At 63.7% G+C, this 14,609-nt stretch carries 11 protein-coding genes; 6 read left to right on the plus strand and 5 right to left on the minus strand.

What is annotated here, in order from left to right; genetic code table 11:
* Positions 1-55: 55 nt before the first annotated feature.
* Positions 56-844 (minus strand): hypothetical protein, encoded by a 789-nt coding sequence (locus AC3WJD_RS06245; RefSeq protein ID WP_492745511.1) that lies wholly within the window; start codon positions 842-844, stop codon positions 56-58.
* A 241-nt stretch (positions 845-1,085) separates the two neighbouring features.
* Here AC3WJD_RS06245 and AC3WJD_RS06250 point away from each other — a divergent pair, with 241 nt between their 5' ends.
* From AC3WJD_RS06250 to AC3WJD_RS06260, 3 genes are all read left to right on the plus strand, one after another.
* Positions 1,086-1,628 carry a DUF4136 domain-containing protein gene (locus AC3WJD_RS06250; protein WP_492745513.1) on the plus strand — a complete coding sequence of 181 codons (543 nt, stop codon included), beginning with the start codon at positions 1,086-1,088 and terminating at the stop codon, positions 1,626-1,628.
* Between the two features lie 17 nt (positions 1,629-1,645).
* Entirely contained in the window at positions 1,646-2,281 is a 636-nt protein-coding gene (locus AC3WJD_RS06255; RefSeq protein WP_492745515.1) for a YidH family protein, read from the plus strand.
* 158 nt (positions 2,282-2,439) lie between these two features.
* Positions 2,440-3,351, plus strand: coding sequence for a formylglycine-generating enzyme family protein (locus AC3WJD_RS06260; protein ID WP_492745617.1), 912 nt, complete (start codon positions 2,440-2,442; stop codon positions 3,349-3,351).
* On the opposite strand, the gene AC3WJD_RS06265 is transcribed toward AC3WJD_RS06260, so the two are convergent.
* Complete coding sequence (locus AC3WJD_RS06265) at positions 3,338-4,225, minus strand: Na+-dependent transporter (protein ID WP_492745516.1); 888 nt, start codon at positions 4,223-4,225, stop codon at positions 3,338-3,340. The two genes, AC3WJD_RS06260 and AC3WJD_RS06265, sit on opposite strands and share 14 nt — an antisense overlap.
* A gap of 220 nt (positions 4,226-4,445) precedes the next feature.
* Here AC3WJD_RS06265 and AC3WJD_RS06270 point away from each other — a divergent pair, with 220 nt between their 5' ends.
* Positions 4,446-5,123 carry a DUF3313 domain-containing protein gene (locus tag AC3WJD_RS06270; protein WP_492745517.1) on the plus strand — a complete coding sequence of 226 codons (678 nt, stop codon included), beginning with the start codon at positions 4,446-4,448 and terminating at the stop codon, positions 5,121-5,123.
* A gap of 6 nt (positions 5,124-5,129) precedes the next feature.
* Here AC3WJD_RS06270 and AC3WJD_RS06275 read toward each other — a convergent pair whose 3' ends face one another.
* The gene (locus AC3WJD_RS06275) at positions 5,130-6,188 is read right to left on the minus strand and encodes a SphA family protein (RefSeq protein ID WP_492745618.1); all 1,059 of its coding nucleotides are present in this window, start codon (positions 6,186-6,188) and stop codon (positions 5,130-5,132) included.
* A 342-nt stretch (positions 6,189-6,530) separates the two neighbouring features.
* Here AC3WJD_RS06275 and AC3WJD_RS06280 point away from each other — a divergent pair, with 342 nt between their 5' ends.
* Positions 6,531-7,289 (plus strand): endonuclease/exonuclease/phosphatase family protein, encoded by a 759-nt coding sequence (locus AC3WJD_RS06280; RefSeq protein ID WP_492745519.1) that lies wholly within the window; start codon positions 6,531-6,533, stop codon positions 7,287-7,289.
* 48 nt (positions 7,290-7,337) lie between these two features.
* On the opposite strand, the gene AC3WJD_RS06285 is transcribed toward AC3WJD_RS06280, so the two are convergent.
* A complete protein-coding gene (locus AC3WJD_RS06285) occupies positions 7,338-8,942 on the minus strand; it encodes a sulfatase family protein (protein WP_492745521.1) in 1,605 nt (534 codons plus the stop codon).
* Positions 8,943-8,959: 17 nt separating this feature from the next.
* A complete protein-coding gene (bglX, locus tag AC3WJD_RS06290; RefSeq protein WP_492745523.1) occupies positions 8,960-11,293 on the minus strand; it encodes a beta-glucosidase BglX in 2,334 nt (777 codons plus the stop codon).
* Positions 11,294-11,574: 281 nt separating this feature from the next.
* Here bglX and AC3WJD_RS06295 point away from each other — a divergent pair, with 281 nt between their 5' ends.
* A complete protein-coding gene (locus tag AC3WJD_RS06295; RefSeq protein WP_492745525.1) occupies positions 11,575-14,547 on the plus strand; it encodes a TonB-dependent receptor domain-containing protein in 2,973 nt (990 codons plus the stop codon).
* Positions 14,548-14,609: the final 62 nt, after the last annotated feature.

Here is a 14,609-nt window from a genome sequence, read left to right on the forward strand (position 1 = left end):
CGACGCAGGCCAATCGGGGGTAACCCCGAGACAGCGGCGGCGGATTACCCCTTAGTCATCCGGGAAAAAGGAAGGTCAGCGTCAGCCGCGCGCCCCATTCAGGGCCGCCCGGGGGCGTATCGGCATAGTAGCGCGCGGTCCCCGAGATCTGCACACGCTGCTTGCCGATCTTGTAGATATGGCCGAGCGTGAGGTTGATCGGGATCGTCCACTCCTCATGCTCCCAGTCGTAGCTTGCCTCGCTGTTGATCGTGACGCTGGTCGTGCTCGGCCAGTTCTTGCTGAAAAAGGGCTGGATGAAGGTGCTGCTGACATCGTCTCGCGTGTCGTCGCCTGCATAGGACCAGATATGGTTGGCGAGCACGCCAAAGGTCAGTCCCGTCCTGGTCTGCTTGAGGACGAGCGCGGTCGGGCCCGCCCCCCATTTCTCGCCCCCCAGCCGGGATTCGCCGATCGGCCAGAGAAAGGCCGGCCCTACCGCCCAGACAAGGCCGTTCTTCGATTCCTTGGGAGAGAAGAAAAGGCTCTGGGTGATGTCGTCGAAACCCGTCGCCCCCGGTGTGCTCGGCGTGTCCTCGAGCGAGACGAAGGGCACGATCGTGCGCACGATCATGTTCCAGTCCTTCGTGATCGAGACCGGGATCACCGGCTGCACATTGAGCGTGTAGCGCGTAGCATCGTCGGGTCCGAAGCAGCAGTCGATGTTGTTCTGGAACGGCACACTGATCAGGCTGGCGACCGGATTGGCGAGTTGCTTGGCCAGATCCTCGTCGCCTGACTGAGCGTGAGCTGGCTGACTGAGGAGCAGGATCGCTCCAGCGATGCTTGCAATCCTGCCGGTCATGCACTGCTCCCTCGCGGCTGCAGGTTTCCCCGGCATATTCGCTTCGGACCGCGATGCTGCCTATCGGGGATAACCCCGGTCCCGTCTCCCAAAACCACCGAGGCGGCTCGCCGCGGCGCTTAGCGGCATGACTCGTGAGAGAAATCGGGAGAGAAATCGACCAAAGCCGGGGATTACCCTGATAGGTCGGCGTGCAGAACTTGCGATAATCACCGCGTCATTTCGCTTCGGGAGGATGGCCATGGCGATGCGCGCAACAATGCTGGCGGGACTGGGCGCCCTCGCCGCCTGCTCATCGACGCCGAAGATCAACTACGATCACGACCCCGCGGTCGATTTCAGCAAATATCGAACCTATAGCTGGGTCTTCACCGGCGTGCCGCAGGGCATGAACCCGCTGGGATTCGAGCGGGTGAAGGCGTCGATCGACCGCAGTCTCGCCGCGCGTTCCTATACCCAGGCGTCGCCGGGCGACTTCGCGATCGCCTTCACGCTGGGCGCGCGCGATCGCGTCGAAGTATCCGACTACGGCCCCTATGGCGCCTTCTATCCCGGCTGGGGGATGCGATATCGCTATGGCTGGGCCCGCCCCTACAGCAATGTCGAGGTGCGCAACGTCACCGACGGGACGCTCGCAGTCGACATCTACGATGCGACAACCAGGAAGCCGATCTGGCACGGCACCGCGACGCAGCAGATCACGCCAGGCAAGGTGGACCAGGCGATGATCGATACCGCGGTGGACTCGGTGCTCGCCAAGTTTCCTCCCCCGCCGGCCAAATAACGCAAAGGGGTATAGCCATGGCGACAAAGGCCGCGCGTGACCGTCCTGCCCGACCCGACCGGCTGCCGCAGGCGCCGCTGCCCCCAATCCCGGATGTCAGCGAACACCGCGCCGATGACGCGTCGGTCGAGTATTCGCACTATCGCACCGGGCTTTCCCACCATCGCACCGAAATGTCCGAACATCGAACCGACCTGTCCGAATATCGCAGCGATCTGTCGACCTACCGGACCGAGTTGTCGGGCGAGCGCACCGAACTGTCGATGCGCCGCACGGGCATGAGCATCCAGCGCACCCGGATGTCGGCGGACCGGACTCTCATGTCGGTCATCCGCACCGCACTTTCGCTCATCGGCTTCGGCTTCACCATCTATCAGGCGTTCGAAAAGCTGCATGAAGCCGGCGCGATCACCCGCGCCGAAGCGCCGCGCAATTTCGGCCTGGCGCTGATCGTCCTCGGCGTCGTCATCATGGCCGGCGGCATCTGGCGCCACGTCCAGTTCGCTACTGAATTTCGCAAGCTGAGAGCTGAGTTGGCCAAGGAAGGGCTGATCCATGGCGAGAGCCTGTATCCCATATCGGTACCGCTCATCGTCGCGACCGCACTGATGCTGGTAGGTCTGCTCGCGATAGCAAGCTTCGCCTTCGACTGATGACTGATCCGGGTTCTCATCGACAACCGCCATCGCCGTGGCCTTGCTCGCCGTCGGTGTGTTGGCTATCGCCAGTATCACCTCAAGACGGGACCATTTTGATGGCCAGCAGTCCGCAGCCCCCCGCCGCCCTGCCAGAGCGTGCCGAGCACGGCGACATGGTGTGGATCCCCGGCGGCTCGTTCACCATGGGATCCGACGATCACTATCCCGAGGAACGGCCGAGCCGCCGCGCTGCGGTCGACGGTTTCTGGATCGACCGGGCACCCGTGACCAACCGCGACTTCGCGCGTTTTGTCGAAGCCACGGGGCATGTGACGCTCGCCGAGATCGCGCCCGATCCGGCGGACTATCCGGGCGCGCTTGCGGAGTACCTGGTACCGGCTTCGCTCGTCTTCACCCAGCCCGACCATCCGGTGAATCTGACAGGCCCCGCGGCACAATGGTGGTCGCTGGTTCCCGGCGCCGACTGGCGGCATCCGACGGGCCCCGACAGTTCGATCGGCGGCATGGAAGATCATCCCGTCGTGCATGTGGCGCTGGTCGATATCGAAGCCTATCTGCGTTGGGCCGACGCCGCGCTGCCGAGCGAGGCCGAATGGGAATTCGCGGCACGCGGCATGCTCGAGGGCGTGGAATTCGCCTGGGGCAACGAATTCACGCCCGACGGCAAGTATCAGGCCAATACCTGGCAGGGGGAATTCCCCTACGCCAACACCCTCGAGGATGGCTGGCTGCGTACCTCACCCGTGGGCACCTATCCGGCCAACGGTTACGGATTGCGCGACATGATCGGCAATGTCTGGGAATGGACCGCGGACTGGTGGTCGCTGGCGAGCGATGAAGTGGCGAGCCACCCCTGCTGCGCGGTACACAATCCGCGCGGTGGACGCGAGGACGCAAGCGCCGACGGGGCAGATCCGCTACGCATCGCGCGGCGCGTTCTCAAAGGGGGATCGCACCTCTGCGCGCCAAGTTATTGCCGGCGCTATCGCCCGGCCGCTCGCCACGCGCACCCGGTCGACACGTCGACCTCGCATATCGGTTTTCGCTGCGTCATCCGCCCATAACCGGGTCGCCGGCAGTCTTGTCCGCCGCGAGCCTGCGCTTGATCAGCATCTGATAGGGAATCAGCGCGACCATAGAGACAAGCACGGCCAACAGAACGCCGGCGGACACGCGCTTGTCCATGTGATTGGCCCCCGCAAGCGCAAGCGCGATGCCCGGGTGCCGCACCGCAGCAGCGAACGCGAGCGTGGAACGGTCATGGATATCGGGCCCGCCGAGCCAGTGGCCGCCCGCCACGACGATCAGTGAAAACAGCAGAAATGCCAATGCGGTGCCGTCGCCCAGCAGGCTCACCATTGGGCGCCACACGGCAATGAGGATCGGAATGAACGCGAGCACCACAAGCGCAAGTCCGATCTTGCCCACCATCGGGGCCGCGCGTTGTGAAAATTGCGGCGCCAGCCAGCGACCGAGCAGCAATCCGATCGTCAGCGGGATTATCACGCCAAGGAATACGTTCTTGCCCACGACTGCTATGGGAAACGTGGCATCCGCGCCATAATAGCCGCGCAACAGGGCGTCGAGCAGCGGCACCGTGATGATCGAAAGCAGCGCCATCGCGGCATAGACGCCGTAGGCATAAGCGTTGCGCCCGCCGAACTTCATCATCTTGCCGGGCACAAGCGGCGGCACCGGAGAGATCGCCATCAGCAGCAGCGCCGCCTTTGATGGCAGCGAGATCGGAAACAGCGCGACGATGATCATCGCCACGATCGGCGGAATGATGCTCACCGCCACGACGGCCCGCCCGAGCAATGCCGGACGCATCAGCACGTACCTCAGGTCGCCGCGTGCCGAGGCCATGCCCACCGAGACGACGAGAAGCGCAAGGCTGACGGTCAGCAGGATCGGTATGATTTGCTTGACGAGTTCCATCGCGGTTCCTTTCGCATCATCCCTCAATCGCGTGGTCTTCGGCGATTGTGGATCAGGGAAATCCCGCAATAGCCGGGATGAAACTACGGACCGGGCTTTGCGCCATCACGCGCGATGCCGCCAATGGCGTGCCTCGCTTGGGGGTTTATCCCGATGGCGGCGCGCGCGCGACGGGCGCAAAGTCCGCGTTGAAGAACCCGATGCTGACTGGAGACGTCCGATGATGCGTCTATTGTCGTTCGCCGTGCTGACCGCCGTTCCCGCGGCGCTTGCCGCACCCGCCGCGCTTCAGGCCCAGACCAAGGAGCATGCCCCGACCGCGCTGCCCTCTGCCCCCAAGATGACCCAGGACAAGCCGCAGAGCGAGTCGTGGACCTATTTCCGGCCGGCCGTCGATTTCTCCAAATACAAGACGCTCATGGTCGACCCGACCGCCGTGTACAAGGGCGCCGATGCGCAGTTCAACGACGTGCCCAGCGCCAATCGCGACAAGTTCGCCAGCTATCTGACCGACGCGCTCAGGACCGAGCTCGCCAAATCCTTCACGCTCGTCAACAAGCCCGGCCCGGATACGTTGCGGCTCAAGTTGACATTGCTCGGCGTCGAAGTGACCAAGGGCGGCGTCGCGACCGCGACGCGCGTCGTGCCGCTGGGCTTCGTTACCAGTGCGGTGAAAAGCCTGGCGGGCAAGGAGGGGACATTCACCGGTTCTGTCCTGCTCGCGATCGAGGCCACCAACGGCGCTTCGGGCGAACTCGAGGCCGCGGCTGTCCGGCGTCACGCGCCCGATGCGCTCGACATCCCCGCCACGCTTTCGACCGACGACACCGTCAAGGCCGTCGCTCGCGACGTGGCAAAACGCGTCCGCGAGCGACTTGAGCAGCGCCGCGCCAAATGACGTCATTCATTGCGGTGCTTGCGACGGCAGCTTCATGCTGAGCGGCAGGCTGAGATCGACCCAGACCGAAGCCCCCTTGAGCCGGTTTTCGACGCCAAATTCCTGCATCGCCCGGACCCGGAAGGTGGCGGGCGCCCTCCCGAGCTTGAGGTGCGTGGCAGCGGTCACGCCCAGCGCCGCCACCTCGCCCTTGAACGGCCCCAGCCGGGCGCCCACGCCGCTGTCCCCCGATATCTGGTTGAGATAATAGCCCTGGACGCCCACCGACAGCGCGGGTGAAAAGGTCTTTTCTACCGAGGCTTCGAGGTGGAACTCGTTGCCCGTGTCATATTGGGTAAAATCGTTCTTGCCGTTGAAGGTGACGCCGACCTTTCCCGAGACATCCCAGCCGGCTTTCGGATCGGTCCAGCTGAGCGCGAGCGAGGTATCGATGATCCAGCGGTGGAAGGCGATGTTGGCCAGCTGGCCCTCGCGATATTTGCCGATCGGGATGTTGAGCGTAGCGCTGGGGGCGATGCTGACCTTCCCCTTCTTCCAGCTGAATGCCATGGTCGCGACCGGATCGCCGATGAGCAGCGCGGAATCATGGCGCGAGACAGCGATCTGCCCGCCGCGCGGACCAGTGAGGATCGCGTTGACATCAATGATCGGCGCGCCGACGGGCAGTGCCGCGCCGATCGCGAATGTGCCCCTTGCGACATCGGTGGCGGGCACCCAGAGCAGCGTCGCGAAGTCAGCGGCGATGGTTGCATCAAGGCCCGCGACGACATTGCCGCCGATGACGAACTGCTTGTCGCCGCTGGCACTGCCGTCATAGACGTAGATCGTGTTGTCCAGATAGACGCCCTCGAACGGCGGCAGCGCCGCGGCCTCGGGGCCGCCAGAACCCAGCAGATAGAAACTGGCGCCGCCTTCGGAGGCTTGGGCGCGGTCTGCACCGCACAGCCCGATGGCGCCGATCGCGGGAAAGAGGAATGCCGAAAGCCGGCGCGTCGATGGTCGCATCGGTCCTGCCCTTTCATCGGTTCGCGGTGCCGGCTTCTCTCGTTCGAACAGCGTGATCATCGAACGCACGCGCGCCCGATAGCCCAGCTTTAGGGATGGACCTGGACCCCCGATATCGGGTCTGTCCCTGAGTTTGCACGGGGGGAGTCCCGATGGCCCTGCGGAACCCGACGTGCGCGCTTTTTTGCGGCGTCGGATCATCGACGATCGCGATACGATCGGATAGGGCTCGTCTGACACCGTTGACAGGCGAGCGCTGGTCTCGACGCCTGCACGGACATTGTGGAGGTAAGCGTCAACATGTTGGTACGGCGATTGATTTCGGCCCTGATTTCCCTTCCGCTCCTTGTATCCGTGCCCGCCGCAGCGAAGGCACCCGCGCCGGACGCAACGATCCGTATAATGTCCTTCAACATCCGCTATCCCGGGCAGGACGGCGCGAACCTGTGGGAGAAGCGCCGCGACCTTACCGCCGACACGATCCGCAAGATGGCGCCCGACATCATTGGCACGCAGGAACTCTTCAAGCGCCAGGGTGACGATCTGATCGCGCGCCTGCCGCAATACAACTGGTTCGGCATCGATCGGCGCGGCGGACATGCCGACGAGCATATGGGCGTCTTCTACCGGCGCGACCGGCTGACGCTCGTCGATTTCGGCAATTTCTGGCTGTCGGACACGCCCGATATTCCGGGCAGCATCACCTGGGGGCACCTGTTCCCGCGCATGGTCACCTGGGGACTGTTCGAGACCAAGGCCGATCGCAAGCGCTTCTATCTCTACAACACGCATTTCCCGTATCGCGCCGAGGACGAGGCCGCCCGTGTAAAGGCCGCGCAGATGCTTGCCGAGCGCATTGCAAAGCTGCCCGCGGACATCCCTGTCGTGTTGACGGGCGATTTCAACACCACGGCCAACAGCGCCGCGCACGCGATGCTGGCCGCGGGCATGGCCGACGCCTTCACCGCGGCGCCCGAACGCATTGGCCCGGAGAACACCTTTCACAATTTTACGGGGAAGGCCGATCGCCGGATCGACTGGATCCTGTCACGCGGGCTCGAGGCGCGACGCCTGAGCACGGTCACCGACCATCGCGGCGTGCTCCAGACCTCGGATCATTTTCCGGTGGTCGCGGACCTCGCCTGGCCAGCGGCGCAATAGCGCCTGATGGTTCGAGGGGGACGCGCTTCCGCGGTCCCCCTCCAAACCTCATCCCCCGGTGGCTGTCCGAGGGGTATCGTCGCGATACGCGCGACGCAGGCGCTCGAGTTCGCGTTTCATCTCGGCGATCTTTGCGCGACAGGCGGGATCGTCGATCCGGTTGCGCATCTCCTGCGGATCGGTCTTGAGGTCGTAGAATTCCCAGGCGTCGATATCGCCATAGAAGCGCACGAGCTTGTAGCGTTCGTTGCGCACCCCGTAGTGCGCACGCACCGCGTGGAATCCGGGAAATTCGTAATAGTGGTAGTAAAGGCTCTTGCGCCAGTCGCCGGGATGCTTCCCCTCGGCGAGCGGCTTCAATGACCGGCCCTGAATGTCGCCGGGGACCGCGACGCCTGCATATTGCAGCAGCGTCGGCGCATAATCGATATTCTGGACGAGCGCGTCGACCGTCGTGCCCGGCCGGATATGTCCGGGATACTGGACGAGCAGCGGCGTCCGCATCGATTCATCGTAGATGAAGCGCTTGTCGAACCAACCATGCTCGCCAAGGTAGAAGCCCTGGTCCGAGGTGTAGATCACGATCGTGTTGTCGCTGAGCCCGCTCTTTTCGAGATAATCGAGGATCTGGCCGACGCCTTCGTCGACCGATGCGACCGTCGCCAGATATTGCTGCATGTAGCGCTGATACTTCCACAGCGCGAGATCGCGGCCCTTTGGATCGGTCTTGTTGAGCGCGTCGTTGGCAGCCTGGTAGGCGGCGTCCCATTGCGCGCGTTGATCGGGCGTCATGCGGCCGAACGCGCCCTTCCACGGATCGTAGCGCAACTCGGCCGAGCCGGCCTTCGTCATCTTCAGGTCATGCCCCTCATGCATGTCCCGGTAGATGTTCATTTCCTGCCGCCCCGCGGCCTGACGACCCTTGTAATCATCGAAATAGGTCTGGGGGACGGGGAATTTGACGTTCTGATATTTGCGGAGGTGCCGCGGCGCGGGCATCCAGTTGCGGTGCGGCGCCTTGTGGTGGACCATCAGCATGAAGGGCTTGTCGGGATCGCGCCCGTTCTTCAGCCAGTCGAGGCCGTATTGCGTGATCAGATCGGTTGCATAGCCCTCGACCCGCGTCTTGCCCGCCTCGGTGATGAAGTCGGGATTATAATATTCGCCCTGGTCGTCGAGGACCTTCCAGTAATCGAACTTCAGCCCGACTGGCGCGTAGTTGAGGTGCCACTTGCCCACCAGCGCGGTCTCGTAGCCCGCTTCCTTGAGCGCGCGCGGCCAGGTCGGCTGGGTGTTGTCAAAACTCTCGCCATTCTTGTTGAAGCCGTTCACATGCCCGAACTTGCCCGTCAGCATCGCGGCGCGGCTGGGACCGCAGAGCGAGTTGGTGACGAAGCTGTTGTCGAAGCGCGCGCCGTTCCTTGCGATGCGGTCGATATTGGGGGTCGGCGCCAGCCGCGACACGGGATGGCCATACGCGCTCAGGGCCTGCACCGCATGATCGTCGGTCATGATGAAGACGATATTGGGCCGCCGGTCACGCGCGGGCGGCGCGGCGGGTGCGGATGCGGGGGCAGTCGCCCCCGCATCGCGCGCCATGCCCGCGACGAATGCCGACGTCATCAGGATCGTCGTGAAGCGCCTCAGTTTCATCGCGGGGCTCCTCCGTCTTACTCGGTCAGCGTGAAATCGGCCTGCGCGGTCGCATCCGACGAGCTGCCAACGAACAGGCTGAAAGCCCCCGGCTCCGCACCATAGCTCATATCGGCGCGGTGGAAGGCGAGATCCTTGTCGCTCAAGGTGAAGGTCACCTTGCGGCTCTCTCCGCGCTTCAGCCTGACCTTCTGGAATCCCTTGAGCTCGCGCACCGGGCGTGTGACCGAACCGACCAGGTCGCGGACATAGAGCTGGACGACCTCTTCGCCGTCGCGCTTGCCCGTGTTGGTGACGGTGACCGAGGCGGTCAGCGCCTCGCCCGAGCGGATCGTCTTCTTGTCGATCGTGACGGGCGAATAGCCGAAGCTGGTGTAGCTCAGCCCGTAACCGAACGGATAGAGCGGCGAGTTGGGCGTGTTCAGATAGCGCGACAGATATTTCTGCCCCTGCTTGTCCGCGGTGTAGGGACGGCCCGTATTCTTCATGTTGTAGTAGATCGGCACCTGCCCGACGGTCCGCGGGAAGGTGACGGGGAGCTTGCCCGACGGGTTGTAGTCGCCGAACAGGACATCGGCGATCGCGTGGCCGCCCATCGTGCCGGGATACCATGCCTCGAGGATGGCATCGACATTGTCTGCGGCCCAGTCGATCGTCAGCGGGCGGCCATTCATCAGCACGAGCACGATCGGCTTGCCGAGTTTCTTCAGCTCCTCAAGCAGCGCCTGCTGCGCACCGGGCATGTCGAGATCGGTGCGGCTCGCCGCCTCGCCCGTCATGTCCCAGCGCTCGCCCATCGCGGCGATGATCACGTCGGACTTCTGCGCCAGCGCGAGCGCCTCGGCGAAGCCGTCCGTCTTGCCCGCCTCGTCGAAGCGATAGCCCGCGCCACGCGCATAGGCGACATTGACACCCTTGCCCGCACGCGCCCGCAGCCCTTCAAGCAACGTCACCGGACGGGTCTTGCGGTCGCCCGCCGCCGCCCAGCTGCCGATCATGTCCTCCTTGCTGTCGCCGAGCGGCCCGATGACCGCGATCGACTTGGCCGAGGCCGCGAGCGGCAGCACGTCGCCCTGGTTCTTGAGCAACACCATCGACTTGCGCGCAACGTCGCGCGCGGCCTCGAGATGCTCGGGCTTGTAGATCGTCGCCTTCTCGCGCGCCTCGTCGCTGTAGCGATAGGGGTCCTGGAACAGGCCGAGACGGTACTTCATCTCGAGGATCGAGCGCACCGCTGCGTCGACGCGTTCCTGGCTGACGCGGCCTTCGGCAATCGACTTTTCAAGGTGCGTCATGAAGACGGCGCCCTGCATGTCCATGTCGACGCCTGCGTTCATCGCAAGCTCGCCGGCATGCGCCTCGTCGCGCGCATAGCCGTGAGGCACCATCTCGTTGATCGCGGTATAGTCGGTGACGACGAAGCCCTTGAAGCCCCATTCGCCGCGCAGGATGTCGGTCAACAGCTCCTTGTTGCCCGTCGCGGGCACGCCATTGAGCTCGTTGAACGAGGTCATGAAGGTCGCGGCGCCCGCGTCGAGCGCGGCCTTGAAGGGCGGCAGATAGGTGTCACGCAGCTCGCGCTCGGACATGTCGGTGGTGTGATAATCACGTCCCGCCTGCGCCGCGCCATAGGCCGCGAAATGCTTGGCGGTGGCGAGCACCGAGTCGAGATCGCCGAGCTTCTCGCCCTGATAGCCACGGACGCGCGCGGCGGCGATCTGGCTGCCGAGATAGACGTCCTCGCCCGCGCCTTCGGAGATACGCCCCCAGCGCGGATCGCGCGCGATGTCGACCATCGGCGAGAATGTCCAGTGGATGCCCTCGGCCGCCGCCTCGACCGCGGAGACGCGCGCACCCTTCTCGATCGCGCCCATGTCCCAGGACGCTGCCTCGCCAAGCGAGATCGGGAAGATCGTACGATGGCCGTGGATCACGTCATAGCCGAACAGCAGCGGGATCTTGAGCCGCGTCTGCTCGACCGCGACCTGCTGCAGCTCGCGCGTATATTTGGCGGTGAAAGCATTGAAGATCGAGCCGACATTGCCCGCCGCGATGTCCTGCTTGTAGCTGTCGCGCATCGTCGGGCCCGTCGATTCCCAGCTGCTGGTGAGCTGGGTGAGCTGGCCGATCTTTTCCTTTTGCGTCATCTTCGCCATCAGCGCGTCGATGAAGCGGTGCATCTCCGCGCTGTCGTTCCACGACTGCGCGCCCTTGGGGGATTCCTGCGACTTAGTGGCGGCGCTCTTCGCGCGCGCTTCCTGGGACTGGGCCTGGACCGCAACGGTCCCGCACATCAACGCCAACGCGCAAACGCCCAGCAGCCGGCTGGCGTATTGCTTCTTCCCCTTCATGCTTCCTCCACAACTCGTCTTCGGTTCAAAATCTCTTGTCGCCGTGCCATCGCGCAGCACGCCACCCCTCTCGCAAACCCCTGCAAGACAAGGCGCTTTCGAGACGCGCTTTCGCACATCGCGTCGCCACTGTGGCGAAAATGCATCTTGACGAACGGGAGTGCTCGGGATGATTGTGCGCGCGAATGTAACCGGTTCCACGAAACGTGGCAACAAAAAAGGGGAGGCAACAAGTGCTTCAATCTCAAGGGTTTATGCGTAATTTTTGCGCCGAGCGGCGCATGGTTCGATTCGCCGCAGCACTGCTGATCGGCGCCGCGATGACCGCCGCTGTTGCGGTTCCGGCACATGCGCAGGAGAGCAATGCCTCGCTGCGCGGCCAGATCACCGCCGACGGCAAGGCGGCGGCCTCGCAGGTCGTCGCAATCGACATCAACAGCGGCTATCGCCGCACGGTCGAGGTACGCCCCGACGGCAGCTACAATTTCGCGTCTCTGCGCCCGGGCAAGTACAAGCTCGAGATCACGACCGAGAGCGGCACGCGCACCACCGACGAGATCACACTGCTCGTCGCCCAGAACGCCGTGCTCAACTTCGATTTCTCCGCGGCCGAGCAGGCCGCGACTGAAGAAGCAGGCGCGATCATCGTCACTGCGGGCAAGATCCAGACGATGCAGGGCGGCGAAGTCGGCGTGAACATCACCGAGCGCCTGATCGACCAGCTGCCCCAGACCAACCGCAACTTCCTCGCCTTTGCCGATCTCGCGCCGGGCGTCGCATTCATCACGGATGGAAGCGGCAATTCGCGCGTGCAGGGCGGCGCGCAGGGCAGCAACTCGGTCAACGTCTTCATCGATGGCGTTGGCCAGAAGGACTATGTCCTCAAGAACGGCATCACCGGCCAGGATTCGACCAACGGCAATCCCTTCCCGCAGATGGCGATCGGCGAGTACCGCGTGCTCAGCTCGAACTACAAGGCCGAGTTCGACCAGGTGAGCTCGGTCGCGATCACGGCGGTCACAAAATCCGGCACCAACGAGTTCCATGGTGAAGTGTTTGTCGACTATTCCGACCAGTCGCTCCGCGATGCGAGGCCGACCGAGCTGCGCAGCCCGACGGGCAAGGTCAAGACGCAGGACATGCAGTTCGGCGGCGCATTGGGCGGCCCGATCATCGAGGATCTGGCGCACTTCTTCGTCGCCTATGAAGGCAAGCGCATTCAGCAGCCCGTCGACATCACGCCGGGCGGCGGTCGCACCGTTGCGAGCTTCCCGACGCAGTATCAGTCCTACTTCGGATCGACCAACCGCGACTTCAATGAGGATCTCTATTTCGGCAAGATCGACATCGTCCCCTCCGAAAAGGACCTGATCGAGCTTTCGCTCAAATATCGCAAGGAGACGGGTGAAAACCTCAACAGCGGCCAGCTCGCCGAGACGACGGCGACGCTGATCGATAACGAGGAGCTGCGCGGCCTGCTGCGCTACGAGCGGACCGAAGACACCTGGGTCAACGACCTGAAGCTGACCTACGAGGATTCGAAGTGGGCGCCGACCCCGCGCGTGTTCGAAAACGGTTATCTGTTCCAGGGCAATGCCGCGCAGAACACGCTGCTCCAGATCGGTGGCAGCGCAAACTATCAGAACAAGGGGCAGAAGGGCTGGGGCATCCAGGACGACTTCACCTATACCGGCGTCGACAACCACACCGTCAAGGTCGGCGTGAAGGCGAAATGGGTGAAGCTCAATTCGCTGCAGCTCAACAACACCAACCCGATCTACACCTATAACGCCGATTACGGCGCCACCGGCTTCAACGACACCATTCCCTGGCGCGTTCAGTTCGGCGCGCAGAGCGGCCCGGGCAACCCCGTGGTGAAATCAGACAACTTCCAGTTCGGCATCTACGCACAGGACGACTGGGACGTGACCGACCGGCTGACGCTCAACGTCGGCATCCGCTGGGATTATGAGGAAACACCGTCCTTCCTCGACTATGTCACCCCCACGGATGCGGTGAACGCGGTATCGCCGGCGATCTATCCCAACCTGAACAACGCCGATTACGACATCCGCGACTTCATCTCGACGGGCAAGGAGCGCAAGGCGTTCAAGGGCGCCTGGCAGCCGCGCCTCGGCTTCAGCTACAAGCTCGATGAGGACGGCAAGTTCGTGGTCTTTGGCGGCGCCGGACGTTCCTATGACCGCACCCAGTTCGACTTCCTCCAGCAGGAAATCAGCCAGGGCGCGTTCACGACGCGTACTTTCAACTTCTTCGTGCCGGGTGCGATCGATCCGCTCCATACCTGCGCCCCCGGCGCGACCTGCCTGCCCTGGGATCCGATCTACCTTACGCAGGCGGGCCGCGACCAGTTGCTGGCGCGCGTCAGCAGCAATGGCGGCGGCCGCGAGCTGCGCTTCATCAACAATGATCTGAAGACCCCCTATTCGGATCAGTTCAGCCTGGGCTTCCGTGCACGCATCCAGCCGCTCATGGAGGTCGAGGTCGGCGCGAGCCATGTCGAGAGCAAGGACGGCTTCGTCTATCTGCTCGGCAACCGCCGTCCGGACGGCTCGTTCTTCCCGCCCAATGCCACCCCGAGCTCGCCCTTCGGCTTCGCGCCTCCGGGTTTCGGCTCGATCATCATCGGCACCAACGGCATCGAAACCAGCGCGGACTCGGGGTATTTCAAGTTCACCAAGACCTATACGCCGGTTTCGCCGTGGAGCCTTGACGCCACCTATACCTACACCGAAGCCGAATCGAACCGGAAGTTCAACGAGGTCTTCTCGCTCGATTATCCGTCGATCGACGATTACCCCGTCATCCGCTCGTCGGGTGTGCGCAAGCACCGCTTCGTCATGGCGGGCAGTGCCGACCTTCCCTGGGGCCTCGTCTTTTCGGGCAAGCTGACGCTGGCGTCGGCTCCCTATGTGCAGGGCTTCATCAACGAGACGAGCGCGCCCTTCCAGCGTCTCGTCAAGGCCATCGAAGCCGAGAATGGCATCCGCCAGGTCGACGTTGCATTCACGAAATACATTCCGACGACCTTCCTGTCGGATGAATCGCGGATCAAGCTGCGCGTCGACATTCTCAACCTGTTCAACGACCGCAACTACGTCGACTTCAACGAAAATGCCGCTGATAACACCCGCACCGCCGCCTCGCCGACGATCTTCGGCGAACGCACGGGCTTCGGCACGGGCGGCAACCCGCCGCGGACGATCAAGCTGACCGCCGGGTTCAGCTTCTAATGCTCCCGCCCCCGCGCGACTCCGGTCGCGCGGCGGCATCTGTTTGCGTACTAGTCAGGATA

This window comes from Sphingobium sp. FW306-1B-F04DB, assembly GCF_058781925.1.

What these genes read in the sequence shown, in the direction of transcription:
- AC3WJD_RS06250 (WP_492745513.1), top strand. Translation starts at nt 1,086, where the DNA reads ATGGCGATGCGCGCAACAATGCTGGCGGGACTGGGCGCCCTCGCCGCC.
- AC3WJD_RS06285 (WP_492745521.1), bottom strand. Translation starts at nt 8,942, where the DNA reads ATGAAACTGAGGCGCTTCACGACGATCCTGATGACGTCGGCATTCGTC.
- AC3WJD_RS06275 (WP_492745618.1), bottom strand. Translation starts at nt 6,188, where the DNA reads ATGATCACGCTGTTCGAACGAGAGAAGCCGGCACCGCGAACCGATGAA.
- AC3WJD_RS06270 (WP_492745517.1), top strand. Translation starts at nt 4,446, where the DNA reads ATGATGCGTCTATTGTCGTTCGCCGTGCTGACCGCCGTTCCCGCGGCG.
- AC3WJD_RS06265 (WP_492745516.1), bottom strand. Translation starts at nt 4,225, where the DNA reads ATGGAACTCGTCAAGCAAATCATACCGATCCTGCTGACCGTCAGCCTT.
- AC3WJD_RS06255 (WP_492745515.1), top strand. Translation starts at nt 1,646, where the DNA reads ATGGCGACAAAGGCCGCGCGTGACCGTCCTGCCCGACCCGACCGGCTG.
- AC3WJD_RS06260 (WP_492745617.1), top strand. Translation starts at nt 2,440, where the DNA reads ATGGTGTGGATCCCCGGCGGCTCGTTCACCATGGGATCCGACGATCAC.
- bglX (WP_492745523.1), bottom strand. Translation starts at nt 11,293, where the DNA reads ATGAAGGGGAAGAAGCAATACGCCAGCCGGCTGCTGGGCGTTTGCGCG.
- AC3WJD_RS06280 (WP_492745519.1), top strand. Translation starts at nt 6,531, where the DNA reads ATGTCCTTCAACATCCGCTATCCCGGGCAGGACGGCGCGAACCTGTGG.
- AC3WJD_RS06295 (WP_492745525.1), top strand. Translation starts at nt 11,575, where the DNA reads ATGGTTCGATTCGCCGCAGCACTGCTGATCGGCGCCGCGATGACCGCC.
- AC3WJD_RS06245 (WP_492745511.1), bottom strand. Translation starts at nt 844, where the DNA reads ATGACCGGCAGGATTGCAAGCATCGCTGGAGCGATCCTGCTCCTCAGT.